The following is a 25,940-nucleotide window of genomic DNA, read 5'->3' as shown; positions in this document are numbered from 1 at the left end:
GGCTCGGGGCGGGCAACTCCTGTGGTCTCCTTCGGCTGGCGTCGTGCCTTCCGGTGGCGCACTCTCGGAGGACGGGCCGACGCCGTCGCGGCCTGCCGTGAGGAGAGGGGCGCCATGGCATTCCCGCCCGTCGAGGAGATCCGCCGGACCGCCGCGGAGGGCTGGATCTGGGGCTACGCCCTGTTGCAGAACTACCACGTGCTCTACGACCAGGTCATCGAGGGCGGGGCGCCGTTCGGGGCGTTCCAGTTCGAGAAGGCGCCCGCGGGGCCCGAGGGGCCGCCCTCGGCGTGGGCGTGGCTGGACCTGCGCGCGGAGCCGTGGGTGCTGACCGTGCCGCAGACCGAGCGTGCCTACGTCCTCGCCGTGCACGACCTCGACACCAGCTACGTGGGCTTCGTCGGCTCCCGCACCACCGCCGGTCAGGCGGGGCACCACTTGATCGCCGCGCCGGGCTGGCAGGGGCGGGTGCCCGACGGGATCGCGGAGGTGCTGCGCGCCGACACCACGCTGGTGGGGGTGACCGGCCGGACCGCGCCCGTCGAGGCGGGGACGGAGGCGGCGTTCGCCGCCTTCCGCGGCGGCTTCGGGCTGAGAGCCCTGAGCGACCACCTCGGACGGGGCGCGCCGACGGCGGCCCCGGAGCCCACCTGGCCGGTGTGGCGCGAGGAGTGCCTGGACACGATCGAGTTCTTCGCCGTGCTCGACTTCCTGCTGGGTTTCTGCCCGGTGCTGCCGATGGAGGCGGTGCTGCGTGAACGGCTCGCGGCCGTGGGCGTCGGCGTGAAGCCGGGGGAGTTCGAGCCGGGGGACCTGCCGGCGGGGGCGGAGCTCGCCATCGAGCACGGGATCGCCGACGGACGCGAGCGCCTGGCCCAGGCGCGCGCCGCGCACCGCCCGGACTCCGTCCTGGTCGGCACCCGCCTGGAACTCGGCACGGACCACCTCACCCGCGCCCTCGGCGCGGCGATCGGCCTGCACACCCTGCCGGGCTACGCCTGGTTCTGAGGCGCACCCGCCCCGGGTCGGTGCCACCGGCGCACCTGGTATGACGCTGCGTCAACTTCCGGCTCCGGTATACATCCTCGGCGGACGTTCGGCCTGGGCTGCGCCGGGGTCGGTGCGCTGACGACATGTCCGGCCCCACGACGTGCGGGTGACATGCCGTCAGCGCCAGCGGTCCCAGCCGTCGTCCACCCCCGTGACGACGGACGCGCACCGCAACGGCTCAACGTGCCTGCGCGGTCCAGGATTCCCTCGTTCGCGAGCCGCTACCGGGCGACCCGCCGCAGCGCGCCCTCGGCGCGCAGGTCGGCGAGGGTCGGGTAGCCGTCCACGGCCATGATGAGGTCGGTCTCCGCGAGGAGGGTCCGCAGCACGTGGACGATCCCGTCCGTGCCGCCGAGGGCCGCGCCGTAGGCGTAGGGGCGGCCGATGCCGACGGCCGTCGCGCCGAGCGCCAGCGCCTTGACGACGTCCGCGCCGGAGCGGACACCGGAGTCGAACAGGACGGGCAGGCCGTCCGCCGCCTCGACCACGCCGGGGAGGCAGTCAAGTGCGGGCAGACCGCCGTTGGCCTGGCGGCCGCCGTGGTTGGAGCAGTACAGGCCGTCGACGCCCGCGTCCCTGGCACGACGCGCGTCGTCGGGGTGGGAGATGCCCTTGAGGATCAGCGGCAGCCGGGTGAGGGAGCGCAGCCACTCCAGGTCGTCCCAGGTCAGCGGGTTGCCGAAGATCTGGGTCCAGGTGAGGACCGCGCTGGTCGGGTCCTCCTCGGGGGTCTTGGCCAGGCGGGAGCGGAAGACCGGGTCGGAGAAGTAGTTGGCGAGGCAGTGGCCGCGCAGCTGCGGGAAGTTGCCGGTCGACAGGTCGCGCGGACGCCAGCCGGTCACCCAGGTGTCCAGGGTGACCACGATCCCCGCGTAGCCGGCCGCCTCGGCCCGCTGCACCAGGCTCGCGGCGAGCTCGCGGTCGGTGGGGGTGTAGAGCTGGAAGAAGCCGGGGGTGTCGCCGGACTCCTTGGCGACCTCCTCCATCGGGTCGACCGTCAGTGTCGAGGCCACCATCGGCACGCCCGTGCGCGCCGCGGCGCGGGCGGTGGCCACGTCGCCGTGCCCGTCCTGCGCGCAGAGCCCGATCACGCCGACCGGCGCCATGAACAGCGGCGTGGGCAGGCGCAGCCCGAACAGGTCCACGCCCAGGTCCCGTTGCGTCGCCCCGACCAGCATGCGCGGGACCAGGCCCCAGCCGTGGAACGCGGTCACGTTCGCGTCCTGGGTGCGCTCGTCGCCCGCGCCGCCCGCGACATAGGACCAGACCGAGGGTGGCAGTGCGGCCTCGGCGCGGCGCACGAGTTCGGCGAAGTCCATCGGCAGGGCGGGCAGTCGCCCGAAGAGACCGTTGAAATAGATCTCGTTCTGGTAGTCGCCGAACTGCTGCGTCATCGCGTCGATCGCCTCCTGATGCGGATGTCTGGCGTGCTCGCCGCGGACAGCCTCCCCCGAGTGACGGGCCCGGGCAAGGACGGGAGAATGTGAGCGTGGACGTCGTCTCCACCCCGATGCTCGACGAGGCCGTGCGGGGCGTTCCGGCGCCGCCGCTGCGCGGGTTGGTGGCCTGGTACTCCGGCTACCGCCAGCGCGGCGTCGAGCCGGGACGCCATCGGGGGCTGCCGTCGCCCTACCTGACGCTGATCCTCACCCTCGACGAGCCGCTCAGCATCGCCGCCCATCCTGATCTGGGCGAGCCTCCGGGCGACTACGTCGTCCTCCTCGGCGGCCTGCACACCGCCCCGGCGCTCATCGAGGTCCCGGGGCGGCAGTCCGGCGTCCAGGTGGCCCTCGGCCCGCTCGGGGCACGCGCTCTGCTGGGCCTGCCGGCGGGCGGCCTGGCCGGGATCGACGTCCACGCGGAGGACGTCCTCGGCGCGGACGCGCGGTACGCGCAGGAGAGACTTCGGGAGGCGGCCGACTGGCCGGGCCGGTTCGCCGTCCTGGACGCCTGGCTGCTGGGCCGGCTCCGGGGAGCAGCGGACACCGGCCTGCCGACGGAGGTCGGTGAGGCGTGGCGTCTGCTGCGGGCCTCCGGCGGGCGGCTGCGGGTCGCGGCGGTGGCGGAGGAGGTCGGCTGGAGCGAGCGCCATCTGCGCAACCGCTTCCTGGCCGAGATCGGTCTGACGCCGAAGGCGGCGGCCCGCGTCATCCGCTTCGACCTCGCGCGGCGACGGCTGGCGCAGCGCCCGGCCGCTCCGGACCTCGCGGGCCTCGCGGCGGACCACGGCTACGCCGACCAGTCCCACCTGGACCGCGAGTTCAGCGCCCTCGCCGGTTGCGCGCCGAGCGCCTGGCTCGCGGAGGAGTTCCGAAACATCCAAGCCGGTCACCACCCGCCGGGCGGAGGGTTGAGGCAGCAGTCGAGGCAGCAGCCGACGAACGAGGAGCGTTTGCGATGAGTACCGAACCCGCTGTCCAGAAGGCCCCGCCCGCGCCGCAGGTCTGGCCCACGCTGCGGGCCAAGGACGCCCGCGCGCTGATCCGCTTCCTGGTGGACGCGTTCGGCTTCGAGGAGACCGTCGTCTACGCCGAGGGCGACATGGTCCACCACGCCCAGCTGTCCTGGCCCGAGGGCGGCGGCATCATGCTGGGCTCCGCGCGGGAGTCCGACGCGGTCGACCTCTGGCCGCTGCGCCCCGGCTCCTTCGGCGCGTACGTGGTCACCGCCGCCCCCGACGCCGTCCACGCCCGCGCGAAGACGGCGGGCGCCGAGATCACCAGCGAGTTGCACGAGACGGACTACGGCTCCCGCGACTTCGCCGCCCGCGACCCGGAGGGCAACCGCTGGTCCTTCGGCACGTACCCCGGCGAGCCGCGGTAGCACCCCCGAGGCGGTGCCGCCTCCCGCCGTCAGGCGCGAAGCGCCGGATGGTCGGCGACGACGGTGCAGGAGCCCGGGGCGATCTCGGTGAAGCCCGCGTCGCGGACGAGCGGGAGGCCCGAGGTCGTCAGCGACGCCCACGTCGAGGGGGTGGCCGGACGGACGGCCAGCGGGAAGCCGTCGGCCCTCCACGCCGCCCGCGCCGAGGCGTCCAGCGCCCACCAGGCCAGCTGTGCCGCGTGGCCGACCTGGGCCATGGACTTGCCCGTGGACATCTCCAGCTCGGGATTGAGCCACAGGACCGGGGTGTCCGGGTCCGCCGGAGCGGGCGGGGCGTCGTCGGTCAGCTCGGTGCCGGAGACCTGGAGCTTGGCGAGCTCCTTGGGCCAGCCGTCCAACGGGATCGGCGGGAAGACGCGCACCTCGGCGGTCTTGCCGGTCGTCGTCCGGCCCGGCAGCTCGGACGCCTTGCGCCACTCCGCGCCGCGCGCCCTGCGGACGACCTTGCGGATCCGGGCGTCCTCCCAGGCGGCGACGGCCGCCGCCCACTCGCCGTCCTCGGCGGTCACCCGCTCGTCGCTGAGGAAGCCCAGCACGGCCCGTGCGGCGGTCTCCAGCGCGTCGGTGTGGCCGGGAGGGTCGGCCTTCTCGATGCGGACGACCAGCGGCAGCACGTACTGCGGTGCGCTGTCGCGGTCGTCCGCGCGGTCGGCGAAGGGCGTCGGCGTGGACGGGGCCTGCGTGGACAGGGGCTGCGCGGACGAGGGCTGGGAGGGTTCGCTGGTCACCGGTCCAGTATCGGTGACCGGCGAACCGCCGGTCCGGCGAGCCCCGTTACGCGTCGACCTCGGCCGGGTGCTGGAGGCCGAAGTCACCGTCGGACTCGCCCTCCAGCTCGCCCGCCGTGGCGCGGTCGAGCAGGCCGTGGGCGGTCGAGAGGATCGCGATGCCGACGACCAGGACGCCCGCGCCCAGGTAGAACGGCACGTGCACGTTGTAGTGCTCGACGAGCTTGCCCGCCGCGTAGGGCGCGAGGCCGCCGCCGATGAAGCGGACGAAGCCGTACGCCGCGGAGGCGATCGGCCGCTCGACCGGGGAGACGCTCATGACCGCCTGGGTGGTGACGGTGTTGTTGATGCCGATCGGGATGCCCGCCGCGATCACGGCGACGATCAGGACGGCCGGGTGGTCGGTCCAGATGCCGATGGCGAGGACGATGACCGCGAAGAGGGCCAGGTTCGCGTAGAGGGTCCTCGCGGTGCCCAGGCGGCGTTCCACCCACGGCGCGCCGAAGACGGCGAAGACCGCGACGAGGACGCCCCAGCCGGTGAAGACCCAGCCGAGCTGGACCGCGCCGAGGTGCATCGGGAACGGCGCGTAGCCGAGGACGGTGAAGAACGCCCAGTTGTAGCAGAGCGCGGCCAGCGAGATGGTCAGCAGGCCGCGGTGGCGCAGGGCCTTGAGCGGTTCGAGCAGGCCGGTGCGCCGCTCGGGCAGCGGCAGCGGCCGGACCAGCGTGACGGTGGCGAGCAGGGCTATCGCCATCAGCACGGCGACGCCGTAGAACGGGCCGCGCCAGCTGACCTGGCCGAGCAGGCCGCCGAGCAGCGGGCCGACGGCGATGCCGAGGCCGAGGGCGGTCTCGTAGAGGATGATCGCCCCGACGAAGCCGCCGCTGGCGCTGGCGATGATCACCGCGAGCGAGGTCGCGATGAACAGGGCGTTGCCGACGCCCCAGCCGGCCCGGAAGCCGACGATCTGGCCGATGCTGTGGGACGAGCCGGCGAGCGCGGCGAAGACGACGATGATCGCCAGCCCGACGATCAGCGTCTTCTTGGCGCCGATGCGGCTGGAGACCCAGCCGGTGACCAGCATCGCCACGGCGGTGACCACCAGGTAGCTGGTGAAGAGCAGGGTCACCTGGCTGGGGCTGGCGTGCAGTTGGCTGGAGATGGCCGGGAGGATCGGGTCGACCAGCCCGATGCCCATGAAGGAGACGACGCAGGCGAAGGCGACGGCGAAGACGGCCTTCGGCTGCTGGAAGGGACTGGCGCTGCCGTGCGCCTCGGCATCCTGTTGCATGCTCCAACTATATACGTGTCCTATACATCTATCTAGCCCGTGGCGGTTGCCGTGTCGGTTGCATTGTCAGACCGTCCCGGCGCGCCTAGCCTCGCGAACAACCGCCCGAAGGGAGACGTGGGTTGAACCGTGCTCTCTGGCCTGCCGGCCTGCCCCGCACGCTCAGTTACCCCCGCACCGGACTGCACACCCTCCTCGCCTCCGCCGCCCGCGCCTACGGCGCGCGGGACGCGCTGCTCGACGGCGAGGAGCGGCTCGGCTTCGACACCCTCCACGACCAGGCGCTGCGCTGCGCGCAGGGGCTGCGGGAGCGGGGGATCGGCCCCGGCGACGTCGTCGCGCTCGTGCAACCCAACAGCCTCTGGTTCCCCGTCGGCTACCACGGCACGCTGCTCGCCGGGGCGACCGTGTCCGCGATCAACCCCACCCAGCCGACCGAGTCCCTCGCCGCCGCACTGGCGGAGGTCGGCGCGAAGGCCCTGATCACCCACCCGGCCTGCCTGCCGGCACTGCGCCCGCTGCTCGACGCCGATCCCGCGCTGCTCGCCGTCGTCGTGCCACCGACCGCCACCGCCCCGGCCCCGACCTCGACCCAGGGCCCGGCGCCGGCCCCGGCCCCGGTCTCGGGAGCGGGCGGTCATGACGACCGGGCCGTTCCGCTCGCGGACCTCCTCGCCGCCGAGCGCGCGCCCGCGACTCCGCGCTCCCCGGACGACCTCGCGCATCTCGCCTTCACCGGCGGCACGACCGGCCGGTCCAAGGCCGTCCGGGTGCTCGACCGGCACCTGTGGGCCAACGTGCTGCAGGGCCTGTGCGCACGCAGCGCGGTGCTGCCGGAGTACGACGCCGACGGGCTGGTGACGCTGCGCCGGATCGAGGAGGCGGTCACGCCCTGGACGGGCAGGCCCGGCGAGGACACCGCCGTCAACGTCGTGCCGCTGTTCCACGCGATGGGGCTGGTCAGCCACAGCATCGCGCTGCTGGGCGGGATCACCGTCGTCGCCCACGGGCGGTTCGACCCGCGCGAGTTCCTCGCCCAGATGGTCCGGCACGGGGCGAGCGGCATGACGGGCTCGCCGGCCATGCACCACGCCTTGCTCGCCGCGATCGACGCCGCTGCCGCCGACATCGGCCCCGACACTGCCGAAACGGACACTGCCGACACCGACACCGACACCGACGCCGACAGCGACAGCACCGGGTCCGGCACCCGGGGCTACGACCTGCGTGCCGTCCGGATCGTCAACTCCGGCGCCGCGCCGCTCGACTCGCCGACGATCGCGCGCATGGCCGCCGCCTACCCCAACGCGGCCGTCGCCGAGGGGTACGGGCTGACGGAGGCGACAATGGCCCTCACCTTCGTCGTCCCGGACCGCGAGCACCCGGCGCCGCCCGGCTGCGTCGGCGTGCCGCTGTTCGACACGGAGCTGGAGATCCGCGACCTCGCCGACCCGACGAAGCCGCTGCCGGCCGGGGAGACCGGCCTGGTGTTCGCGCGTGGGCCGCAGGTCGCCGACGGGTACCTGGGCCGCCCGGAGCTCACCGCCGAGCAGTGGGTGGACGGTTGGCTCGCCACCGGCGACATCGGCCGACTCGACGAGGACGGGCGGCTGTTCCTCTCCGGCCGGGCCAAGGACATGCTCATCTACAAGGGTTACAACGTCTACCCGACGCAACTGGAGGAGGTCCTGGCCGCGCATCCGGCGGTCGCGCAGGTCGCCGTCGTCGGCGCGCCGCACCCGGACGCGGGCGAGGTGCCCGTCGCCTACGTGGTCCTGCGGCCGGGCGCGCAGGCGTCCGGCGCCGAACTGCTCGACTTCGTGTCCGCCCGCGTCGCGCCCTACCAGCGCGTGCGCGAGCTCCACTTCCTCCCGGCGCTGCCGGTCTCGGCGGCGGGGAAGATCCTCAAGACCGAGCTCCGCGCCCTGCGCGCCCGCCGGGGACGGGCGGACTGACCACGGCCCCGGGAGCGGTCACGACGCCTTCGGGATGTCGAAGTAGTGCGTCAGCCGGGCCGCCAGGGTCAGGTCGCCGACGACCTTGAGCCTGCGGGAGAAGAACAGCGTGATCGGGTTGGCGTTGCCCGAGACCAGGTTCAGGAACTCGGTGTCGCCCAGCACCAGCGTCACCTTGGGGGTCGCCTCGCTGCGGCCCTCGGTGACGGTGCAGACGCCCCGCTCGACGGCCGTCTCGAAGACGCAGTCGCCGTCGCCGCCGACCTTCCAGCGGATCACGGCCGAGGTCTGGCCCGCGTTCTCGGGGCGGAACCGGCTCCCCATCCGGGCGAAGACCTCGCGCAGGATGCGCAGGCGCAGTTCGGCGTCCCGCACGATCTCCTTCATCTCCTTGGCGGAGAGGCTCTTGACGATGCGGGCGAACTCCTCCGGGGTGACGGAGGCGAAGTCGAGGTCGGCGAAGTCGGCGGTGTCGGTCATGCTGGCGGGCTCCTGGGCTGGGGTGGGTGGGGAGTTCAGTTCGGGTTCAGGCGGCCGAGCAGGTGGCGGTGTCCGCCGCCCGGGTCGGTGAGGTGGAAGGCCCAGCCGTCCCCGCCGACGCGGGCGGCGGTGAAGCGCGCGGTGCCGGGCAGCAGCACGCGGCGGCGGAAGTCGACGCCGACGGTGAGCGCGTCGGGCAGCGCCGCGTGCCGCTCCAGTGCGGCCAGGGCCCGCGCCTTGCTCCACATGCCGTGGGCGATGGCCCGCGGGAAGCCGAACAGGCGCGCGGTCAACGGGTGCAGGTGGATCGGGTTGCGGTCCCCCGAGACCGCGCCGTAGCGGCGGCCGAGGTCGCCGGGGAGGTCCCACTCCTCGTCGAGCCGCGGGGCCTGCGGCAGGTCCTCGTCCACGCTGCGCGCGGCCGGGCCGTCGCCGGGACCGCGGTGGAGGTAGGTGCTGACGGAGCGCCAGACCGGTTCGCCGACGCCCGTCGGCCGGGCCTCGGCCACGATCTCGAAGACCCGGCCCTTGCTGTGGCGGCGCGGGGCGGTGGCCCGGACCAGGTGGTCCAGCGAGGCGTCCGGCGCGATCGGGCGCACCTGCTCGATCCGGTTGGCCAGATGGACCAGTCCGAGCACGGGCAGCGGGAACTGGCGTGCGGTCATCAGCGCCATGCTCAGTGGAAAGGCCGTCAGGTGCGGGTAGGCGACGGGCAGCCGGTCGGCCTCGGCGTCCGTGTGGCCGCAGACCTCCCGGTAGCGGCGCAGCCGCCCCGGATCGACGCGGACCGCGCGCAGGGAGACGGCCGCCTCCCCGGCGGGCGGCGCGTGGCGGCGCGGCTTGGGCACGACGGCGCGCGCGTAGAGGCCCAGCAGGTCGGGCAGGGCGATCAGTTCGCGGGCCGGGACGGCTCCGGCGGGGGTGTCGTTCTCGGGCACCGGGTCACGCCCCCAGCAGGGCCTGGCGCTGCGCGGCGGCCTCCCCGGAGTCGGCGGCGAGCTCCGGCGGGGTGCCGAGGAGGACGACGCGGCCGCAGGGGGCGAGCGAGCGGACGCGGGGATGGAGGAACGCGTATAGCTCGCGCAGGCGCTCGCTACCCGTGATGCCGGTCGCGTCGAGGACGAGGGCGGCGAGGGCGCCCGCGGCGTCCGCCGCGTCGGCCGGGGTTGTCGCGTCCGGCGCGGCGACGGCCCAGTCGGCGAGCAGCGCGCGGACGGTCTTGGCGAGTCGGCCGCCCTCCGTCGCGCCCACCAGGACGGGGCCGGGAGCGTCCGGGCCGCCGTCCTGACGGCACCTCAGCGGCTCGGGCCGGGGGAGGCCCAGGCGTGCGGCCACCAGCCGTCCCGGGCCGCTCGCGGTCCACGAGAGGGAGCGGTCCGGCATCGTGATTTCTCCTTACGGGTGAGTAAGTTTACTAGAGAGTAAGTACTTCGCCGCCCCCCGCACAAGGAGCCGTCGCCGTGCCGTCACCCGCATCCCCGAGCGTGCGCCGCGTGGCCGTCCTGGGCGGCAACCGGATCCCCTTCGCGCGGACCGACGGCCCCTACGCGACGGCCTCCAACCAGCAGATGCTGGGGGCCGCGCTGGCCGGCCTCGTCGACCGCTTCGGCCTCGGCGGCGCACGCCGGTGAGTGAGTCCGCCGACGGGAACGCGCTCGACTACGACGTCGTGATCGTCGGATCCGGCTTCGGCGGGTCGGTCTCGGCGTTGCGGCTGACCGAAAAGGTTTACCGGGTCTGCGTCCTGGAGGCCGGGCGGCGGTTCACCCCCGAGACGCTGCCGCGCAGCAGTTGGGACCTGCGCGCCTACCTCTGGGCTCCGGTCCTCGGATGCTACGGCATCCAGCGCACCCATCTGCTCGGCAACGTCAGGGTGTTGGCCGGGGCCGGCGTCGGCGGCGGTTCGCTCAACTACGCCAACACCCTCTACGTGCCGCCTGCCGCCTTCTCCCAGGACCGGCAGTGGACGGGGATCACGGACTGGCGGCAGGAGTTGGCGCCCTGCTACGAGCAGGCGCAGCGCATGCTCGGGGTGCGCACCAACCCGACCGTCACCGAGGCGGACGAGTACCTGCGGGAGACGGCCGAAGCGGATGGGCGTGCGCCGCAGCTTCCGGCTGACACCGGCCGGGGTCTTCTTCGGCGACGGCGAGGACGCCGACGGCCGCTGCACGGCCGCGCCCGGCGCGGAGGCCGGGGATCCGTACTTCGGCGGCGCCGGGACGACAACTCGCTGACGACCTTCCTGCGCCGCCGTCGGCCCGGAAAGGGCCTGCTGACGGCCGAGCAGGGGCACGGTGTGCCCAACCCCGTGCACATCCCCCAGGGATGGGAGGCGGCGCGCCATCTCGCCGAGCAGATCGGCGGGTTCGCGGGCACGAACGTCGGCGAGCTGACGGGCATGCCGCTGACGGCGCACTTCCTCGGCGGCTGCCCGATCGGGGCGGATGCGGAGCACGGCGTGATCGACCCCTACCACCGGCTCCACGGGCATCCGGGCGTCCCGGTGGTGGACGGCTCGGCCGTCTCGGCGAACCTGGGCGTCAATCCGTCGCTGACGATCACCGCGCAGGCCGAGCGGGCGATGTCGCTGTGGCCGAAGCACGGCGATCCGGACCTCCGCCCGGCCCCGGGCGAGCCCTACCGGCGGCTCGCGCCCGTCGCGCCGCGCCGTCCTGCCGTCCCCGTGGGCGCGTTCGGGGAACTCAGGCTGGACCGCCCGCAGGGGACGGAGCGGCCGGGGGAGGCCACGCCCCAAGGGTCCGGCGGCTGGTGAAGCGCAGCTTCCCGCCGGTGACGGGATCGGTGAACGCCAGCACCGAGGCGAGGAGTTGCAGCGGATCGGAGAAGTCGTCCGGGGGGCGCTCGGGCAGCACCACCGGGTAGACCGGGTCGTTCAGGATCGGGATGCCCAGCCCGCTCATGTGCAGGCGCAGCTGGTGGGTTCGGCCGGTGGCCGGCAGCAGCCGGTACCGGCCGAGTCCGCCGGTGTGCTCCAGCAGTTCCACGCGGCTTTCCGCATTCGGTGCCACGTCCGGCAGTTCGTGGGCGGCGATGATGCCGCGCTCCTTGACGATATGACTGCGGACGGTCGTCGGGAGGGCGAGCTCCGGCCGGTACGGGGCGATCGCCTGGTACTCCTTGTGGACCAGGCGGTCGGCGAAGAGCCCTTGGTAGACCCCGCGGTGGGCCGGATGGACGACGAAGAGCGCGAGCCCGGCCGTCAGCCGGTCCAAACGGTGCGCGGGGCTGAGCTCGGGCAGGTCGAGCCGGTGCCGGAGCCGGGCGAGCGCGGTCTCGGTGACGTGGCTGCCGCGCGGGGTGGTGGCCAGGAAGTGGGGCTTGTCGACGACCAGGAGGCGCTCGTCGCGGTACAGCACGTCCAGGGCGAAGGGGACCGGTGTCTCGGGGGCCAGTTCACGGTGGAACCAGAGCCAGGCGCCGGGACGGTAGGGCGTGTCGGGCGTGAGCGGGCCGTCCTCGCCGTGGATCTCGCCTGCGGCCAGCATGGCGTCGAAGTGGCTCGCGGGGACGGCGGGCAGGCGGTCGGCGAGGTAGGCGCGGACGGTCGGCCAGGCGCCCTCCACCGGCAGCCGCAGCCGGACCGGGTCGATGCCCTGCCGCTGCGGGAGCGGCGAGGGCGGCGCGTGGTGCCTGCGTCGCATGGGATCAGCCTAACGTCCCAGCTCAGCCGCGTTGCGACGAGGGGCGCCGGTGAGGCGCGGGAGGGGTCCGCAGGAGGGATGCACGGGAAGGAGACGCAGAGAGGCGGAGGAGGCGTCCGGAAGGGGAGGACAACATCGGGCGGCCTGGGGTCGACGCGGTGATCGCGAGGCACCGAAGGTGTCGCGGACAGCGAGGGGCGGGCGGTCCACCCCCGTTGTCCGGCACCGGCCTTGACCTTCCGTGTCGCCCGAGGGCCGCCCGTGTCGTCGTTCAACTCGCTGAGGAATATATCAGGCGAATCAAGCGAATTGGACACTTGGGGCAAAGCGCTTGGAGTGTCAGGCGGAACGTCAACGTACCACCTTCCAGATCACCATTCAGCGCGGCGTGTCGGGGGTTGCGCCCCCGGCGTCCGAGCCGCTATCGCCGCCTCGCGGCGGCGTCGCGCGCCATGCGTCGTTCACCGGGGCGTCGCTTTGCCGTACTCGCTTCGGGCACGTGCCGCCCCTAACGTGGGCGGGTCCTGCCGGTCCACAACGCCCACAGGAGTCCCGGTGAACGACGCCACACCGTCCATGCCCCGTCCGGCCGACGAATCGTCAACACAGACTGACGTCACGTCAACGGCCGTTGACCGCCGTACTGCTCTGCGCCTGGCCGGCGCGGGTGGCGCGCTCGCCGTCGGCGCGAGCCTGATCGGCGCGCCGGCCGCGCGCGCCGCGACCGCCGCAGCGCCGTCCGGAGGATCCCCGATGCTGCTCGGCGCGCCCGAGACGCTCGGCGCGCCGCCCGTGGAGGGCCTCCACCTCACCTTCGGCGAGGATCCGGCCTCGCAGATGACGGTCAGTTGGACCAGCGAGGCCCCGGTGCGCGACCCGCGGGTGAAATACGGCACATTCGAGGGCGGCTTCGGCCGCAGCGTCGCCGCCGAGACCGTCACCTACGTCGACGGCGTCAGCAACCGCACCGTCTACGTCCACCACGCCCGCCTGGACGGCCTGCGGCCCGACACCTTCTACACCTACGCCGCCATGCACGGGGGCGCCCGCCCCGACTCCGGCACCTTCCGCACCGCGCCGCGCGGCCGACGGCCCCTCACCTTCACCAGCTTCGGCGACCAGGCCGTCCCCACCACCGTCTGGCAGCCCGACGGCAACGGCGGGTTCAACGTCGTCGACGCCGGCATCGGCTCCCCGGCCGCCGCCGACATCGTGGGCGGCGTCGAGCAGGTGGACCCGCTCTTCCACCTCCTCAACGGCGACCTCTGCTACGCCAACATCAGCGCCGACCGGCTGGCCACCTGGAAGGGCTTCCACGCCAACAACTCCCGCTCGGCGCGCTTCCGCGCGTGGATGCCGGCCGCGGGCAACCACGAGGACGAGCACGGCAACGGCGCCATCGGCTACTCCGGCTACCAGGCCCGCTTCGCGCTGCCCCGCAACGGCTCCACCGACCCCGAGACGGCCGGTCTCTGGTACTCCTTCACGGCTGGCTCCGTGCACGTGATCGTGCTCCAGAACGACGACGTCGCCTACCAGGACGGCGGCGACAACTACGTCCACGGCTACAGCGGCGGCGCGCAGGCCGCCTGGCTGGAGGCGGACCTGCGGCGCGCCCGCGCCGGCAGCGACATCGACTGGATCGTCGTCTGCATGCACCAGGTGCTGATCAGCTCCGCCGACGCCAACGGCGCGGATCTGGGCCTGCGTCAGGTCTGGGGCCCGCTGTTCGACCGCTACGGCGTCGACCTCGTCGTCTGCGGCCACGAGCACCACTACGAGCGATCGCTCGCGGTGCGCGGCGTCGTCAGCGGCACCGAGACCCTCACGCCGAACCCCGTGTCCGACGCGACGGACTCGATCGACACCTCGCTCGGCACCGTCCACATGGTCCTCGGCGGCGGCGGCACCTCCGCGCCCTCCAACGGCAAGCTCTTCGCCCCCGACAAGGCCAAGGTCCTCACCGGCGTCGGCCCGGTCGGCTCCAACGGCAAGCGCCCGCCGGTCTACGTCTTCGAGGAGACCCCCTGGTCGGCGTTCCGCGACGCGGAGCACGCCTACGGCTTCGCGGCCTTCACCGTCGACCCGGGCCGCCATGCGGGTGACACGACCCGCATGCACGTCACCTACTACAACGTGGGCCAGCCGGACGGGTCCATCACCCCGCTGGAGAGCTTCGTCCTGTACCGCAAGCGCAGCGACGGCTGAGGGCAGGGGCGCGGGGACCGCGCCCCTGGCCAGTGCCGCTTCTGTCAGTCCGCAGAGCTAGCCTGCAAGCATGTCCCAGGTACCTGCACCCCGCGAGCTCGACGAGCTGCCGTTCGCTGCCCACCTGCGCCGCTTCGCGGGCGGAAGTCTGCGCGCGGGCACGTTCGACACCGTGCACATCGACGGAGTCGACTTCGCGGACGAGCGCGTCGAGGAGGCGAGCTTCGTCGAGGCGGCGCTGTCCGGCGCCTCGTTCGAGGACGTGCGCATGCGGCGTGCGCGGCTCAACGACGTGTGGTTGCAGGGCGTGCGGATGGTCGGCTGCGACCTCGCGGAGAGCAGCTGGCTGGACGTGGAGGCCGGCGGCGGGGTCTTCGCGGGCCTGGAGATCCACGGGGCGGGCCTGCGCCGCGTGGTGTTCCACGGCTGCAAGTTCGATTCGGTGAACCTGCGCGGGGCCAAGCTGCACGAGGTGGTGTTCCACGACTGCGTCCTGCGGGAGGTGGATCTTTCGGGCGCCGCCTTGACGGAGTGCTCGTTCCCGGGCTCCCGGCTGGAGCAGGTCCACCTCCATCAGGCGAAGCTGACGGAGGTGGACCTGCGCGAGGCGGTGGCGCTCGAACTGGCCGACGGCGTCGACTCGCTGCGTGGGGCCGCCGTCACGCCGACGCAGTTGCTGGAGCTGGCCCCGGCGCTCGCCGCGGCGCTCGGGGTGACCGTGCGGGAGGCCGGGGAGCCCCTCAAGGGCGCGGTCAGGCGGGGCAGCCGGAGTCGGCGATGACGTAGTAGCCGGGCGCGGTCTCCTCCAGGGTGTGGGTGTAGAAGACGTTGTCCAGGCCCAAGCTGGCGTTGGACCCGTCGGCGTAGGCGATGCCGCCCACGTCGTGGGCGCGCCCGGCCGTCACCTGGGCGTAGTTGGAGCCCGCGTAGCAGCTGGGCGGGTAGGTGGCGGTGGGCGTGGCCGTCGGCGACCCCGACGGTGACGCGGACGGCGAGGACGAGGGCGATGCCGAGGCGGACGCCGAGGCGGACGGCGACGCGCTCGGGCCCGTGATGCCCCAGAACTGCGCGGTGTAGTAGGACGAGCAGATGTACGAGAGGAAGTACGCTCCCGTCTGCCCGCACTGGGTGCTGCCCGAGCCGGGGTCGACCGCGAGGCCGTGGCCCATGCCGGAGATGCTGTAGAGCTCCACGGCCGGATTGCCGTTCGCGTCGTCGTAGACGCTCTCCGTGGTGCCGCCGGTCAGCGACTGCGTGCTGGAGGCCGTCTGCGAGACGCCCCAGACGTTCGTCCACTGGTCGCGCAGCTCGGTCGCGTTGACGGGGTAGACGGTGTAGTCCGCCGTGCCCTGCCAGATCGCGACGCGCGGCCACGGGCCGGTCCAGCCGGAGTCGGAGCCGCGGACCTTGTCGCCCCACTGGGCGGGGGTGAGGTTCTGGTTGTTCTGCTGGCAGCCGGAGGCGGCGCTCTCGCTAGTGGCGCACTGGGCGGGCAGGCCGGAGTCGATGGAGCCGCCGGCGAAGACGTCGGGGTAGTCGGCGAGCAGGTCCGCGGTCATGCCCGCGCCCGCGGAGAGGCCGGTGACGAAGACCCGCCTGGTGTCGGAGTGGTACTGGCCGACGGCGTGGTCCACCATCGCCTTGACCGACGCGGCCTCGCCGTTGCCGCGGGTGTCCTTGGTCGAGTCGAACCAGGAGAAGCAGGACAGCGCGTTGTTGCTGCTGTTCGTCTGCGGGAAGACGACGGCGAAGCCGTAGGTGTCGGCGAGCTGCGCCCAGCCGGAGTCGTTGTAGTAGTCCGTCGCCGTCTGGGTGCAGCCGTGGAGGGCGACGACGAGCGGGGCGCCGCTCGCCAGACCCGACGGGGCGTACTCGTACATGGCGAGGTTGCCGGGGTTGCTGCCGAACGAGCCGACCTGCGTGAGCGAGCCGGAGTTCGCGGTCGCCGCGCCGGGCAGGGCGATCAGGCCGACGACGGCGAGCGCGGCGGCGCTGAGGGCCGCGAGCAGGGCTCTGTGTCTGCGCAGGGCGGACGTCGGAGTGGACGTCAGAGCGGACATGTCTGGCTCCTGGGGTGGGGTTGTGGCCACCCGGAACCTAGAAGCGGAGCGAACCCCGCCGACATGTGTGTGTACACCACAACCGCGCCCGCCCGATGGCGGGCCGCCACGCAGACGAGTGCAGACGACTGCGGAGACGACGCGGAGGCGTCGGGGCTCAGTAGCCCGTCCGCTCCGTGTCGTCGAACATCAGCTCGTCCTCCTCGTGCACCCGCCCGCAGCTGTGCGGACCGGTGCACGGCTTGGCGGCCTGCCGCCGGGGGCGCGGCAGCTGCCAGCCGGCCTCGACCAGCAGCTGCGCCTGGGAGTCGACGGAAGCAGCGGTCTCTTCGTGGGTGAAGGAGAAGGAATCCACCAGCATGGGAGGCTCCGTGTCTCTACGTGGCGCAGCTTGTGCGCCGCCTGTGAGCCGACACTAGGGCAGGAAAGCGCTGTTCCCGCCGTAGTTCACCAGCCGTTCCACGGATGGTGCGGCGCATGTCAGGTCGGTCCCCGTCACTTCACCCGGACGGCACCCGCCGCCGCCTGACGGGCGGGGACCTCCGCCTCGGCCGCGGTGATCGCCTCGCGCTGGCGGGCGTAGAGGATGCCGTAGCCGAAGCCCGGTTCGCCCGCCCGGTGGGCGGCCTCCGCCAGGCCCGGCAGGGCCTGCGCGGCCATGAAGGCGTCCTGGCGCTCGCCGAGCACCGTCTGCAGGGCCTTCATGACCTTGGCGAAGCGCGGCTGGGCCGCCCCCTCGCCCGCGTACCGGGCGCGCTTGGCGGCGCGGCGGGCCGCGTGCATGGCCTCGTCCCGCTCCGTGGTGCCGGGGGCGAGGGCCAGCGCCGAGGCGACGCGGTGGCAGGTGCGGTGCTGCTCGCGGGTGAGCAGCCGACGCACCTCCGTGGCGGCGGGACGGTCCGCACGCCCGCGCAGCGGCGGGCGGGCGGCGAGCGCGTCGAGGGCGTCGAGCAGGGCGAAGTACCGGCGGCCCTCCAGCTCGCGCATGGTCTGCCGCCAGGCCGTGCGGTAGCCCTGACGGGACCAGGTCCGCAGCCGGCGGCGCATGGGTCCCGGGTGCTCGGTGCGGTGCAGCGTGTCCAGGTCCCGCAGCAGCCGCTCGCCCAGCACCTCGCGGTCGCGCGCGGTGCCCAGCGCGTGCCCGAGCCAGCGCAGCTCGTCCTCCAGCCCGGCCACCTCGTCGAGCCGCAGCAGGCGCTCGTGCACGCGCAGGGTGCTGCGCAGGCGGCGGGCGCTGATGCGCATCTGATGGACGGCGTCGGGCGCGTCGCGCCGAACCTCGGCGTCCTGCGCGAGCAACTGTCCGACCTGCTGCCGCAGCAGCGCCGTGAGCAGCGCGCCGATGCTGCCGGGCGCGGGCTGCGCCGGCTGTGCGGACTTCACGGAGGGCGCGGGCTGCTCCGCCGCGGACGGCACGGGGGGCGTCGCCCCGAGGGCGCGGGCGAGCTTGGACGCGCTGGCGCTGCGGCGCAGGCCCGCCTCCAGCAGCCGCCGCTCCACGGCGTCCAGCAGCGGCACGTCGCCCTCGACGAGCTCGGCCTCGACCTCGTGCCAGCTCTCCGCGTGCCGTACGGCGCCGCCGGGGTCCAGGGACTGCGCGGTGACCGAGTCGTCGGCCAGCTCGACCAGGACGCGGTCGGCCCCGTCCGTCAGCAGGGTGCGCCGGCGCTCGGTGGCGAGCCGCGCGACGGGCGCGAGGCGGCCGTCGCGGACGTAGGCGCGGACCCGGACGAGGAACTCCGTGGGGACCTCCTGCGGCGCGTCCGGATCGGTCGTGGACGTCGACGCGTCGAGCGGCAGGTGCAGCTCCAGGCGGGCGCCGTCGGCGGCCGGGAGCTTGAGGTGCCAGCCCGCGTCGTGGCCGCCCGTCCGGCGGCGCAGGGTGATCCGCCGCGCCAGCAGGCGTTGGTCGGGTGTGTCGTAGTAGACGGCCCGCAGGCTCTCGGAGTCGGCGGCGACGGCGGTGACGGGTCCGGCTTTCCCCGCGGCCTTCCCGAACGGGAGCGGGGCGTCGGTGAGGAACGGGAGGGCCGCTGCCGCGTCGCCCTCGTACTTGCGCTCGCGCTCGACGTGGCCGGTCGGCTCCGCAGGCCGTGGTGGCTTCGTCCTGCGCGCCTTGTGTGCTGTCGACTTCTGGGCCATCGTCCGCGCTCCCTTCCAGGATCTTCCCGGTCGAGGCACCGGTCACGCGTGTCCCGTCCGTCCGCCGTGAGGCTTCCTGTTCAGCTTTCCGGAAGGGCCTCCGGGCAACCCTCCATCGCGCCGAGAATCCGCTCGGAGATGTGGGTCAACTGGGTGACCTGCTCCTCGCTCAGCGGGTCGAAGAAGAGCGTGCGGACCAGCTCGACATGGCGCGGCGCCGCGGCCTCGATGGCCCGGCGGCCCGCGTCGGTGATGACGACGAAGGAGCCGCGGCCGTCCTCGGTGCACTCGGCGCGGTCGATCAGGCCGCGCTTGACCATCCGGGCGAGGTGGTGCGAGAGGCGGCTCTTCTCCCACTGGAGGTTGCGCGCCAGCTCCAGCACGCGGACCCGGCCGTCGGGCACGTCGGTGAGGACCACCAGGACGGAGAAGTCGGCGATGGAGATGTCGGACTCGGCCTGTATCTGCCGGGCGAGCTGCGCGTCCAGCTGCTGGCGCATGCGCAGGAAGGTGCGCCACAGGTGCTGTTCCACCGGGGTGAGCCAGCGGGGCTCGGCGGACGCGGCGGACGCGGAGGCGGGGGAGGACACGGCGTGGGGAGTGCTGGAGGTGCTGGTCATGAAAGAAATCCTACCTCTTTGGTTGACATGTCATCCAGGTCGGGTGCACTCTGTAGATGACGGATCAACCACTTGGGAGAGGTCATCATGAGCACCACCACCATCACCCCCGCGCTGAACGGCAGCTACACCATCGACCCGGCTCACAGCCGCATCGGCTTCGTCGCCCGTCATGCGATGGTCACCAAGGTCCGCGGCTCCTTCAACAGCTTCGACGGCGCGGTCTCGGTCGACGCGGAGAAGCCCCAGGAGTCGTCCGTCGAGCTGACCATCAAGGTCGACAGCATCGACACCCGCAACGCCGACCGTGACGGCCACCTGCGCACCAACGACTTCCTCGACGTCGAGAACCACCCGACGATCACCTTCCGCTCCACCGAGGCCGCCTTCGACGGCGAGACGCTGGAGCTCACCGGTGACCTGACCGTGCGCGGCGTCACCCAGAAGGTCACCGTCCCGTTCTCCTTCGAGGGCGCGGCCACGGACCCGTTCGGCAACCAGCGCCTGGGCTTCGAGGGCCAGCACGCGATCAGCCGCAAGGACTACGGCATCACCTGGAACGCCGCGCTGGAGACCGGCGGTGTCCTGGTCAGCGACAAGATCGTGCTCGAGTTCGAGATCTCGCTGGTCAAGAACCAGAACGTCTGAGCCCGCCCTCCCGCCGAACCGGCGGTTCCGCTCGGCGATAGCCTGTGCGGATGATCGGTCTGACTGACACTCATCACCACGAGCACGAAGAGAATCCCGGCCGCTACGGCTCCACCGCGACGATCGAGGTGGAGCCGCGCGGCCTGCGCATCGTGCACATGAGCTACGCGCCCAAGCACGACGGCGACCCGGACCCGGGCGAGATCGTCTGGACCTGGGTGCCCTTCGAGGAGCGCGACGGGCGCGGCAAGGACCGCCCGGTGCTGATCGTCGCCCGTGAGCACGCCGGGACGGTGCTGGCGGTCGAGCTCACCAGCAAGCGCCACGATCGCAGCACCGGGGACGACGTCGCCGAGTGGGTCGCGCTCGGCCAGGGTCCCTGGGACCGCGAGGCCCGCGACTCCTGGGTCAACCTCGAGCGGGTCTTCCGCGTCCACCCCGGCGGCATGCGCCGCGAGGCCTCCTCCCTCGACCTCGACCGTTTCACGCTCGTCGCCGCCAAGCTGATGCACCTGTACGGCTGGCAGGTCTGATCCGTCGCTCCGCCGCTCCCCGTCGGCTGTTCGCCCCGTGCTGTTCTCATGCTCCGTCAATCCGCCTAAGGTGGAGCGGGTTGACGGAGTCAGAACAACGTGGGGGCGGGCCTTGCACGCGATCGAGCACCACGACGTCCGGGTCAACGGCATCACGCTGCACTACGCGGCGGCGGGGGATCCCGACGCACCGCTGGTCGTGCTGCTGCACGGCTTCCCCGAGTGCTGGTACTCCTGGCGTCACCAGCTCCCGGCGTTGGCCGCGGCCGGCTACCGCGCCGTCGCCCCCGACCAGCGCGGCTACGGCCGCAGCGACGCGCCCGGATCCGTCGACGCCTACGCGCTGCCGCACATGGTCGGCGACGTCGTCTCCCTCACGCGGGCGCTCGGCGCGCCGCGCTTCGCCGTGGTCGGCCACGACTGGGGCGCGCCCGTCGCCTGGCTGACGGCGCTGCTCCGCCCCGACCTCGTGCGCGGCGTCGTCGGCCTCAGCGTCGCGCCGCCGGCGCCGCGTCAGGGCGACACGCCGCCGCTGGCGGTCATGGACGCACTGTTCCAGGGGCGCTTCTACTGGAACTACTTCAACCGGCCCGGCATCGCCGACGCCGAGTTCGCCGCGGACCCGGAGCGCACCTTCCGCGCCTTCCTCTACGGCGCGAGCGGCGACAACCCCCGCAACGACCCCCGGCCGCCCCAGCCGCTCGTGCAGGCCGACGGCAGCTTCCTCGGCGCCCTCGACGACACGAAGCGGATCCCGTGGTGGGTGACGGAGGAGGACATCGCGGTGTTCGCCTCGGAGTACGCGAAGAACGGCTTCACCGGCGGGCTGAACTGGTACCGCAACCTCGACCGGAACTGGGAGCTCTCGGCCGCCTGGGACGGCCTGCCGCTCCGCGTCCCCGGCCTGTACGTCTACGGCGACCGCGACCTGGTCGGCAGCTTCCCCGGCATGGACGCCCTGATCGAGGCCCTCCCGCGGACCCACCCGACCCTCGCGCCGACCCTCACCCTCCCGGGCTGCGGCCACTGGACCCAGCAGGAGCGCCCGGAGGAGGTCAACGAGGCGCTGCTCGGGTTCCTCGCCGGGCTGGACTGATCTCGCCGCCTCGCCTGCGGGGGCGCGGGCGCGGAGCTAGCGCTGGTACGGCCGCGTGATCTCGCGCCGTCGAAGACCGCGTCGGGGACCAGGAAGGCATAGTGCTGCGGCTGGACAGTGTCCTCAGTGCGGGAAGGCCCGCGGGGGACGCAGCGCCGGAAGCGAGTCGCGGAACTCCGCGATCACCGTGCTGATCTGACGGAGCAACACCGTCCGCTCCAGCAGTGGCAGATAGAGGTTGCGGCGGGCCAGGCCGACGGCGTCGACGGCGAAGTAGAGCGTCATCAGCGGGTTGACGAAGAGCTCGCTGTGGCGGGTGCGGTCGGTGAACTGGGCGTCGCCGAAGCTCCCCCGCAGGGCCGCCGCGATCGAGCCGTTGACGATGCTGGGATGGCTGGGCGTCTCGGCCTGCGCGTGCGCGACGGCGTCGAGGTAGCAGGCCCCGGCGCGGGTCTCCTGGGGGACGGAGAACGCACCGAGGTACGCGCCGTCGCGGGCCAGTGCCGCGAGGTTCTCCAGGACCAGGGTGTGGTTGACGCCGTGGTAGGCGTCGACGCCGAAGCCGAGGCAGACCACCAGGCGTTGCGCGACCTCGTCGAGACCGGCCACCGCGCCCAGGCTGGCCATGTCCTCCTCGGGCGTGCCGAGCCCGTTCTCGTCGCCGCGCATCAGGATGTCCGTTCCGCCGTCGACCAGGACGATCGCGTCGACGCCGCCCAGATGCGCGATCAAGGCGCGGTAGGCCTCGCGCAGCGGCTGCACGCCGGCGCGGTCGAGGGCCCAGACGGTGTCGGGCTCGCCGTGCAGGCGCAGCCAGCGGGCGAGGCTGCGCTCGGGGAAGTAGTCCCCGCGGGCCTCGGTCTCGGGACGGATCGCGGCGACGCCCTGGTCCAGCCAGACGTCCAGGCCGAGGCCGTGGAGATCGGCGAAGGACAGGTTGGCGAGGTGGACCTCCTTGCCCTCGGCGCGCAGCGCCAGGGCGAGCGGGAGTCCGGCGTAGATGTCGAAACCGCCGCCCGCGCCGGCGACGAGGATGCGGCCGGCCTCACGAAGGCGTGTCAGCAGCGGTGGTTCGAGCAGGGAGGGCACCGGACGACGGTAGCCGGACGGCACAGCCGCCGCGGGGGATTTTCTCCGCGGCGGGTCTTGCCGTCAGCCCCAGCCCTCCCGGTACGCGGTCCAGTCGGCCTCCGAGGCCGAGAAGTCGGCGTAGAGGGCGACGCCGAACGGCCGGCCGTGCAGGGGTGAGGCCTCCAGGCCGGCCCGGATGCCGTGGAGGGCGGCCGGGACGGTCTCGGCGTCGGCGTGGTGGCCGAGGTTGTTCTCGCGGTAGGCCGGCAGGCCGATCAGCACGTCGACGGAGGGCGGGACGGCGTCGAGGGCGAGGGTGGTCTGCTCGGCGAGGTAGCCGGAGAAGAGCGAGGGCACCGGCATGCCGCTGTCGTAGGCCATCACGTCGACCTGGTCGACGCGGCGGCCCACGGCCGCCAGGTAGTCGCTCGACCACCACTTCGGATGCCCCGCCAGTGCTCCGGCGAGGACGCGCAGCGGCGGCAGCGGATCGGTCTGCGGGACCGCGACGGACAGGACGCGGCCCTGGGCTCGGGTGAGCGCGTGCAGCCGGTCGAGCAGGGCCAGGTAGCCGGCGTCGCCGGAGTGGACCGGTTCGACGTCGAGGTTGATCCCGTCGAAGCCGAGCGCCAGCAGCGACGACGCGGCGGCGACCAGGTTCGTCCGCGTCGCGGGGCGGGACAGGTCGAGGCCGTGCGGGCCCTCCGAGGCGACGACGTCGCCGAGCCAGGCCTGCACCCGGACGCCGGGCGCGAGCCGGTGGAAGGTGGCGATGACCCAGGCGGCGCGCGGCGCGAGCGCGGGGTCCAGCGTGCCGTCCTCCCGTGTCGGGCCGACGTGGACGTACAGGTCGCGCACGCCGTGGCCGGCGCCCGCGCCGCCCAGGCTGCGCAGCAGCGCCGCCGCGTCGGCGTCGGTGTGGCGGCCGTCCACCCAGGCGTGCCCGAGCCAGACCGCGTCGCGCCCCTGCGTGCGGACGTCCGCCTCCTGCCCGGCGCCCGCCGCCCAGAGCTGCCCGAACGGCAGCAGCGCCACGGCCACCGCGAGCACCGGCACCGTGGTGCGCCGCGCGAGCCATCCCCACCACCGCATACGGCCGCCCCCTCGCCGGTTCCACCGCGCCTCTGGGACAGGGATGATCGGAAGATCGCTGACGGTTCCCGGACCGAGGGGAGTCTGCGGATGACGCAGAAGGCACAGAAGGCGCAGAAGGCGCAGGAGGGGAGAATCCGGAGATTTCGCTTCCGTGGCGTCCGCCGCCGGGGCCTCCGGTGAACGGGCACCCCCCCGTAGTGCCCGCCACCAGGCACGTTGCCGTGCGGTCCGGCCATCATGGTTGTACTCGAACCGGGGTCGGCACCCCCAGGAGGCGGTTGGCTGACCTCCGATCGGGGGTTCGATTTTCATAAGGTTGTGCCCTGAGGTACCGTCGCGCGAGGTGCGCTGTGGCTGTGGCGCATGCCGGAACACACAGGTAGGAAACAGGCGCGTGGTTCCAACGCAAGCGAGCGATCCGATCCGAGCCATGATCGTCGACGATGAGGCGCTGATCCGGTCGGGTCTCGCCATGATCCTCGGCAACGCGCCGGACATCGACGTGGTCGGCACCTGTTCCGGCGTCGAGGCCGTCGCCGAGGTGCGCCGCCTGCGACCCGACGTCGTCCTGCTCGACATCCGCATGCCCGACGTCGACGGGCTCACCCTGCTCCGCCGCATCCGCGAACTGGCCGACGCCCCCTACGTCGCCATGCTCACCACCTTCGACACCGACGAGTACCTCGACCAGGCGCTGCGCCTGGGGGCCAGCGGCTTCCTGCTCAAGGACACCGAGCCGGACGTGCTCGCCCGCTCCGTCCGGGCCGTCTCCACCGGCGCCGGCTGCCTGTCCACGCCCGTCCTGCGCCGCCTCGGCCAGAACCGCCGCCTGGGCGGCCACCCCGCCGCCGCGGCCGTCGACACCCTCACCGAGCGCGAGCGGCAGGTGCTCGCCTTCCTCGGCCGCGGCCTGTCCAACGTCGAGATCGGCGCCCGCATGCACCTCGGCGCGGCCACGGTGAAGGACTACGTCAGCGCGGTGCTGACCAAGCTCGGCGTCACCAACCGCATCCAGGCCGCGGTGCTGGCCGAACGCGCCGGGCTGCTGGAGGAGAGCGAGCTGTGAGGGCCTGGCCGGGGCGGAGCATCGGTCGGCGGATCGGCAAGGAGTTCGGCAGACGGACCGGCCGGATCTGCCGCTGGATCAGGATGCGCGTCGCCCGCCTGCCGCAGCGCGTCCGCAACGCCGCCGTCACCCTCGTCCTGACGGCCGCGGCGTTCCTGGACGCCGGGCTGAACTACCCGGGCACCAAGGACTGGACCTTCTGGGCCTCCATGGTCTCCTGCGCCGTCCTGCTGTTCCGCCGCCGCTTCCCACGGCTGGTGCTGGTCGGCACGCTGCCCGGCCTGTACGCGGGAACGGCGCTGGTCGCCTCGATGGTCGCTCTCTACACCGTCGCCCGCTCGCGGCGCGTCGCCTGGCAGGCATGGTTCGCGGCGGCGGTGGTCGGCGTCGGCCTCTACCTGCCGTGGCCGATCAGCAAGGAGCTGAGCGAGTCCGCGAGCGACCACATCCAGCGGGTCATCTACGCCGTCATGCTCTCGATCGGCCCCGCGGCCCTCGCCCTGCTGCTGCAGACGCGCGAGGCGCTCCAGGCCCGCATCGTCGAGCTGGCCACGCTGCGCGACCACGAGCGGGAGCTGCACGCGCAGACGGTGATCGCGCGCGAGCGCGCGCGGATCGCCCGCGAGATGCACGACGTCGTCTCCCACCAGGCCGGGCTGATAGCCGTTCAGGCGGGCGCGCTCCAGGTCACCGCGAAGGACGCGGGCGTCCGCGAGGTCGCCGGGACGCTGCGCGGCCTCGCCGTCGCCACGCTCGAGGAGCTGCGCAGCATGATCCTCGTCCTCCGCGCGGCCGGGGCGGGCCCCACCGAGCTCGCCCCGCAGCCCCGGCTCGCGGACCTGCCGCGCCTGGTCGCGGAGTCGGAGGCGGACGCGTCTCTGGAGATCGCGGGCTACGGCGAGGACGCCCTGCCGCTGCTGCCGGAACCGATCGAGCGCGCCGCGTACCGCACGGTGCAGGAGGCGCTCACCAACGCGCGCAAGCACGCGCCGGGCGCGCCGACCACCGTCCGGGTGGAACTGCGCGACGATTCGCTCCGCGTCGCGGTCACCAACGCTGCGCCGCCGGCCGCGCCGACGGCGCAGGACGGGCAGCTCCAACTGCCCGGCGGCGGCCACGGCATCGTCGGCCTGCGGGAGCGCGCGGCGCTGCTCGGCGGCACGCTCGCCGCCGGTCCCACCGCGGACGGCGGCTTCAAGATCCGCCTCAGCCTCCCGCTGACCGCGGCGGCGCGGTAGCGCCACCCCCTCCGCCAGGGGCGCGAGGAACTGCGCGACAAGCCACCCACGCAGCTGGTGACCGGCACGCGCAGGGCCATCCGCGCGCCGGTGGTTGCTCGCGCAGCT

Annotated in this window: 24 protein-coding genes and 2 pseudogenes; 13 read left to right on the top strand and 13 right to left on the bottom strand. The window is 73.4% G+C overall.

Going from position 1 to position 25,940, the window contains the following annotated elements; genetic code table 11:
* The first annotated feature begins 114 nt into the window (after window positions 1-114).
* Window positions 115-1,008 (top strand): DUF1254 domain-containing protein, encoded by an 894-nt coding sequence (locus TR50_RS36905; RefSeq protein WP_042432837.1) that lies wholly within the window; start codon window positions 115-117, stop codon window positions 1,006-1,008.
* 263 nt (window positions 1,009-1,271) lie between these two features.
* Here the strand turns inward: TR50_RS36905 and TR50_RS36900 are convergent, their stop codons facing one another.
* Complete coding sequence (locus TR50_RS36900; protein ID WP_042432802.1) at window positions 1,272-2,444, bottom strand: alpha-hydroxy-acid oxidizing protein; 1,173 nt, start codon at window positions 2,442-2,444, stop codon at window positions 1,272-1,274.
* Window positions 2,445-2,539: 95 nt separating this feature from the next.
* Here TR50_RS36900 and TR50_RS49920 point away from each other — a divergent pair, with 95 nt between their 5' ends.
* Window positions 2,540-3,451, top strand: coding sequence for an AraC family transcriptional regulator (locus tag TR50_RS49920; protein ID WP_269084833.1), 912 nt, complete (start codon window positions 2,540-2,542; stop codon window positions 3,449-3,451).
* Window positions 3,448-3,873: a VOC family protein gene (locus TR50_RS36890; protein WP_042432800.1), complete on the top strand. Its 426-nt coding sequence runs from the start codon at window positions 3,448-3,450 to the stop codon at window positions 3,871-3,873. Before TR50_RS49920 ends, TR50_RS36890 begins: the two co-directional genes overlap by 4 nt.
* Before the next feature lie 29 nt (window positions 3,874-3,902).
* Here the strand turns inward: TR50_RS36890 and TR50_RS36885 are convergent, their stop codons facing one another.
* Both TR50_RS36885 and TR50_RS36880 read right to left on the bottom strand, forming a co-directional pair.
* Window positions 3,903-4,622 (bottom strand): aminoacyl-tRNA hydrolase, encoded by a 720-nt coding sequence (locus tag TR50_RS36885; RefSeq protein ID WP_042432831.1) that lies wholly within the window; start codon window positions 4,620-4,622, stop codon window positions 3,903-3,905.
* Window positions 4,623-4,707: 85 nt separating this feature from the next.
* Complete coding sequence (locus tag TR50_RS36880) at window positions 4,708-5,955, bottom strand: MFS transporter (protein ID WP_042432796.1); 1,248 nt, start codon at window positions 5,953-5,955, stop codon at window positions 4,708-4,710.
* Between the two features lie 122 nt (window positions 5,956-6,077).
* Here TR50_RS36880 and TR50_RS36875 point away from each other — a divergent pair, with 122 nt between their 5' ends.
* The gene (locus TR50_RS36875) at window positions 6,078-7,910 is read left to right on the top strand and encodes a class I adenylate-forming enzyme family protein (RefSeq protein WP_052441766.1); all 1,833 of its coding nucleotides are present in this window, start codon (window positions 6,078-6,080) and stop codon (window positions 7,908-7,910) included.
* Window positions 7,911-7,928: 18 nt separating this feature from the next.
* Here TR50_RS36875 and TR50_RS36870 read toward each other — a convergent pair whose 3' ends face one another.
* From TR50_RS36870 to TR50_RS36860, 3 genes are read right to left on the bottom strand one after another with little or no spacing between them, the layout of a single operon-like run.
* On the bottom strand, window positions 7,929-8,390 hold the full coding sequence (locus TR50_RS36870; RefSeq protein WP_042432792.1) for an SCP2 sterol-binding domain-containing protein: 462 nt from the start codon (window positions 8,388-8,390) through the stop codon (window positions 7,929-7,931).
* A gap of 35 nt (window positions 8,391-8,425) precedes the next feature.
* Window positions 8,426-9,328 carry a MaoC/PaaZ C-terminal domain-containing protein gene (locus TR50_RS36865; RefSeq protein ID WP_042432789.1) on the bottom strand — a complete coding sequence of 301 codons (903 nt, stop codon included), beginning with the start codon at window positions 9,326-9,328 and terminating at the stop codon, window positions 8,426-8,428.
* A 4-nt stretch (window positions 9,329-9,332) separates the two neighbouring features.
* Window positions 9,333-9,773, bottom strand: coding sequence for an SDR family oxidoreductase (locus TR50_RS36860; protein WP_042432786.1), 441 nt, complete (start codon window positions 9,771-9,773; stop codon window positions 9,333-9,335).
* 77 nt (window positions 9,774-9,850) lie between these two features.
* Between TR50_RS36860 and TR50_RS50475 the strand changes: the two are divergent.
* Together TR50_RS50475 and TR50_RS36855 are read left to right on the top strand one after the other, a co-directional pair.
* Window positions 9,851-10,009: pseudogene (locus TR50_RS50475) on the top strand (acetyl-CoA C-acetyltransferase); the annotation flags it as partial.
* 8 nt (window positions 10,010-10,017) lie between these two features.
* Window positions 10,018-11,166: pseudogene (locus TR50_RS36855) on the top strand (GMC oxidoreductase).
* Here TR50_RS36855 and TR50_RS36850 read toward each other — a convergent pair.
* Window positions 11,096-12,055, bottom strand: coding sequence for a pseudouridine synthase (locus TR50_RS36850; RefSeq protein ID WP_042432783.1), 960 nt, complete (start codon window positions 12,053-12,055; stop codon window positions 11,096-11,098). The pseudogene TR50_RS36855 and the gene TR50_RS36850 overlap by 71 nt on opposite strands.
* Before the next feature lie 555 nt (window positions 12,056-12,610).
* On the opposite strand from TR50_RS36850, the gene TR50_RS36845 reads away from it, so the two are divergent.
* Window positions 12,611-14,263 (top strand): purple acid phosphatase family protein, encoded by a 1,653-nt coding sequence (locus TR50_RS36845; protein ID WP_236654747.1) that lies wholly within the window; start codon window positions 12,611-12,613, stop codon window positions 14,261-14,263.
* 70 nt (window positions 14,264-14,333) lie between these two features.
* Window positions 14,334-15,044 carry a pentapeptide repeat-containing protein gene (locus tag TR50_RS36840; protein WP_042432780.1) on the top strand — a complete coding sequence of 237 codons (711 nt, stop codon included), beginning with the start codon at window positions 14,334-14,336 and terminating at the stop codon, window positions 15,042-15,044.
* Here the strand turns inward: TR50_RS36840 and TR50_RS36835 are convergent.
* From TR50_RS36835 to TR50_RS36820, 4 genes are all read right to left on the bottom strand, one after another.
* Window positions 15,016-16,323, bottom strand: a complete 1,308-nt coding sequence (locus TR50_RS36835) for an extracellular catalytic domain type 1 short-chain-length polyhydroxyalkanoate depolymerase (RefSeq protein WP_042432777.1) — start codon at window positions 16,321-16,323, stop codon at window positions 15,016-15,018. The genes TR50_RS36840 and TR50_RS36835 overlap by 29 nt on opposite strands.
* Before the next feature lie 157 nt (window positions 16,324-16,480).
* Entirely contained in the window at window positions 16,481-16,684 is a 204-nt protein-coding gene (locus TR50_RS36830; protein ID WP_042432774.1) for a hypothetical protein, read from the bottom strand.
* Window positions 16,685-16,818: 134 nt separating this feature from the next.
* Window positions 16,819-18,465, bottom strand: coding sequence for a CYTH and CHAD domain-containing protein (locus TR50_RS36825; RefSeq protein WP_052441764.1), 1,647 nt, complete (start codon window positions 18,463-18,465; stop codon window positions 16,819-16,821).
* Between the two features lie 80 nt (window positions 18,466-18,545).
* The gene (locus TR50_RS36820; RefSeq protein WP_084701629.1) at window positions 18,546-19,085 is read right to left on the bottom strand and encodes a MarR family winged helix-turn-helix transcriptional regulator; all 540 of its coding nucleotides are present in this window, start codon (window positions 19,083-19,085) and stop codon (window positions 18,546-18,548) included.
* 87 nt (window positions 19,086-19,172) lie between these two features.
* Between TR50_RS36820 and TR50_RS36815 the strand changes: the two genes are divergently transcribed.
* The 3 genes from TR50_RS36815 to TR50_RS36805 all read left to right on the top strand — a co-directional run bounded on the left by TR50_RS36815 (window position 19,173) and on the right by TR50_RS36805 (window position 21,362).
* Window positions 19,173-19,733, top strand: coding sequence for a YceI family protein (locus TR50_RS36815; protein WP_042432771.1), 561 nt, complete (start codon window positions 19,173-19,175; stop codon window positions 19,731-19,733).
* A 50-nt stretch (window positions 19,734-19,783) separates the two neighbouring features.
* On the top strand, window positions 19,784-20,266 hold the full coding sequence (locus TR50_RS36810) for a type II toxin-antitoxin system PemK/MazF family toxin (RefSeq protein WP_042432769.1): 483 nt from the start codon (window positions 19,784-19,786) through the stop codon (window positions 20,264-20,266).
* Window positions 20,267-20,378: 112 nt separating this feature from the next.
* Window positions 20,379-21,362: an alpha/beta fold hydrolase gene (locus TR50_RS36805; protein WP_152648840.1), complete on the top strand. Its 984-nt coding sequence runs from the start codon at window positions 20,379-20,381 to the stop codon at window positions 21,360-21,362.
* Window positions 21,363-21,485: 123 nt separating this feature from the next.
* Here TR50_RS36805 and TR50_RS36800 read toward each other — a convergent pair whose 3' ends face one another.
* A complete protein-coding gene (locus tag TR50_RS36800; protein ID WP_042432812.1) occupies window positions 21,486-22,451 on the bottom strand; it encodes a DUF1152 domain-containing protein in 966 nt (321 codons plus the stop codon).
* Between the two features lie 63 nt (window positions 22,452-22,514).
* The gene (locus TR50_RS36795) at window positions 22,515-23,525 is read right to left on the bottom strand and encodes a glycoside hydrolase family 18 protein (RefSeq protein ID WP_152648839.1); all 1,011 of its coding nucleotides are present in this window, start codon (window positions 23,523-23,525) and stop codon (window positions 22,515-22,517) included.
* Between the two features lie 433 nt (window positions 23,526-23,958).
* Here TR50_RS36795 and TR50_RS36790 point away from each other — a divergent pair, with 433 nt between their 5' ends.
* Window positions 23,959-24,594, top strand: a complete 636-nt coding sequence (locus TR50_RS36790; RefSeq protein WP_042432765.1) for a response regulator — start codon at window positions 23,959-23,961, stop codon at window positions 24,592-24,594.
* The gene (locus TR50_RS36785; protein WP_052441763.1) at window positions 24,591-25,832 is read left to right on the top strand and encodes a sensor histidine kinase; all 1,242 of its coding nucleotides are present in this window, start codon (window positions 24,591-24,593) and stop codon (window positions 25,830-25,832) included. The genes TR50_RS36790 and TR50_RS36785 overlap by 4 nt, the downstream gene beginning before the upstream one ends.
* Window positions 25,833-25,940: the final 108 nt, after the last annotated feature.

The organism is Streptacidiphilus anmyonensis (assembly GCF_000787855.1).
Lineage (GTDB): Bacteria > Actinomycetota > Actinomycetes > Streptomycetales > Streptomycetaceae > Streptacidiphilus > Streptacidiphilus anmyonensis.
This window is presented reverse-complemented; position numbering and strand designations above follow the sequence as displayed.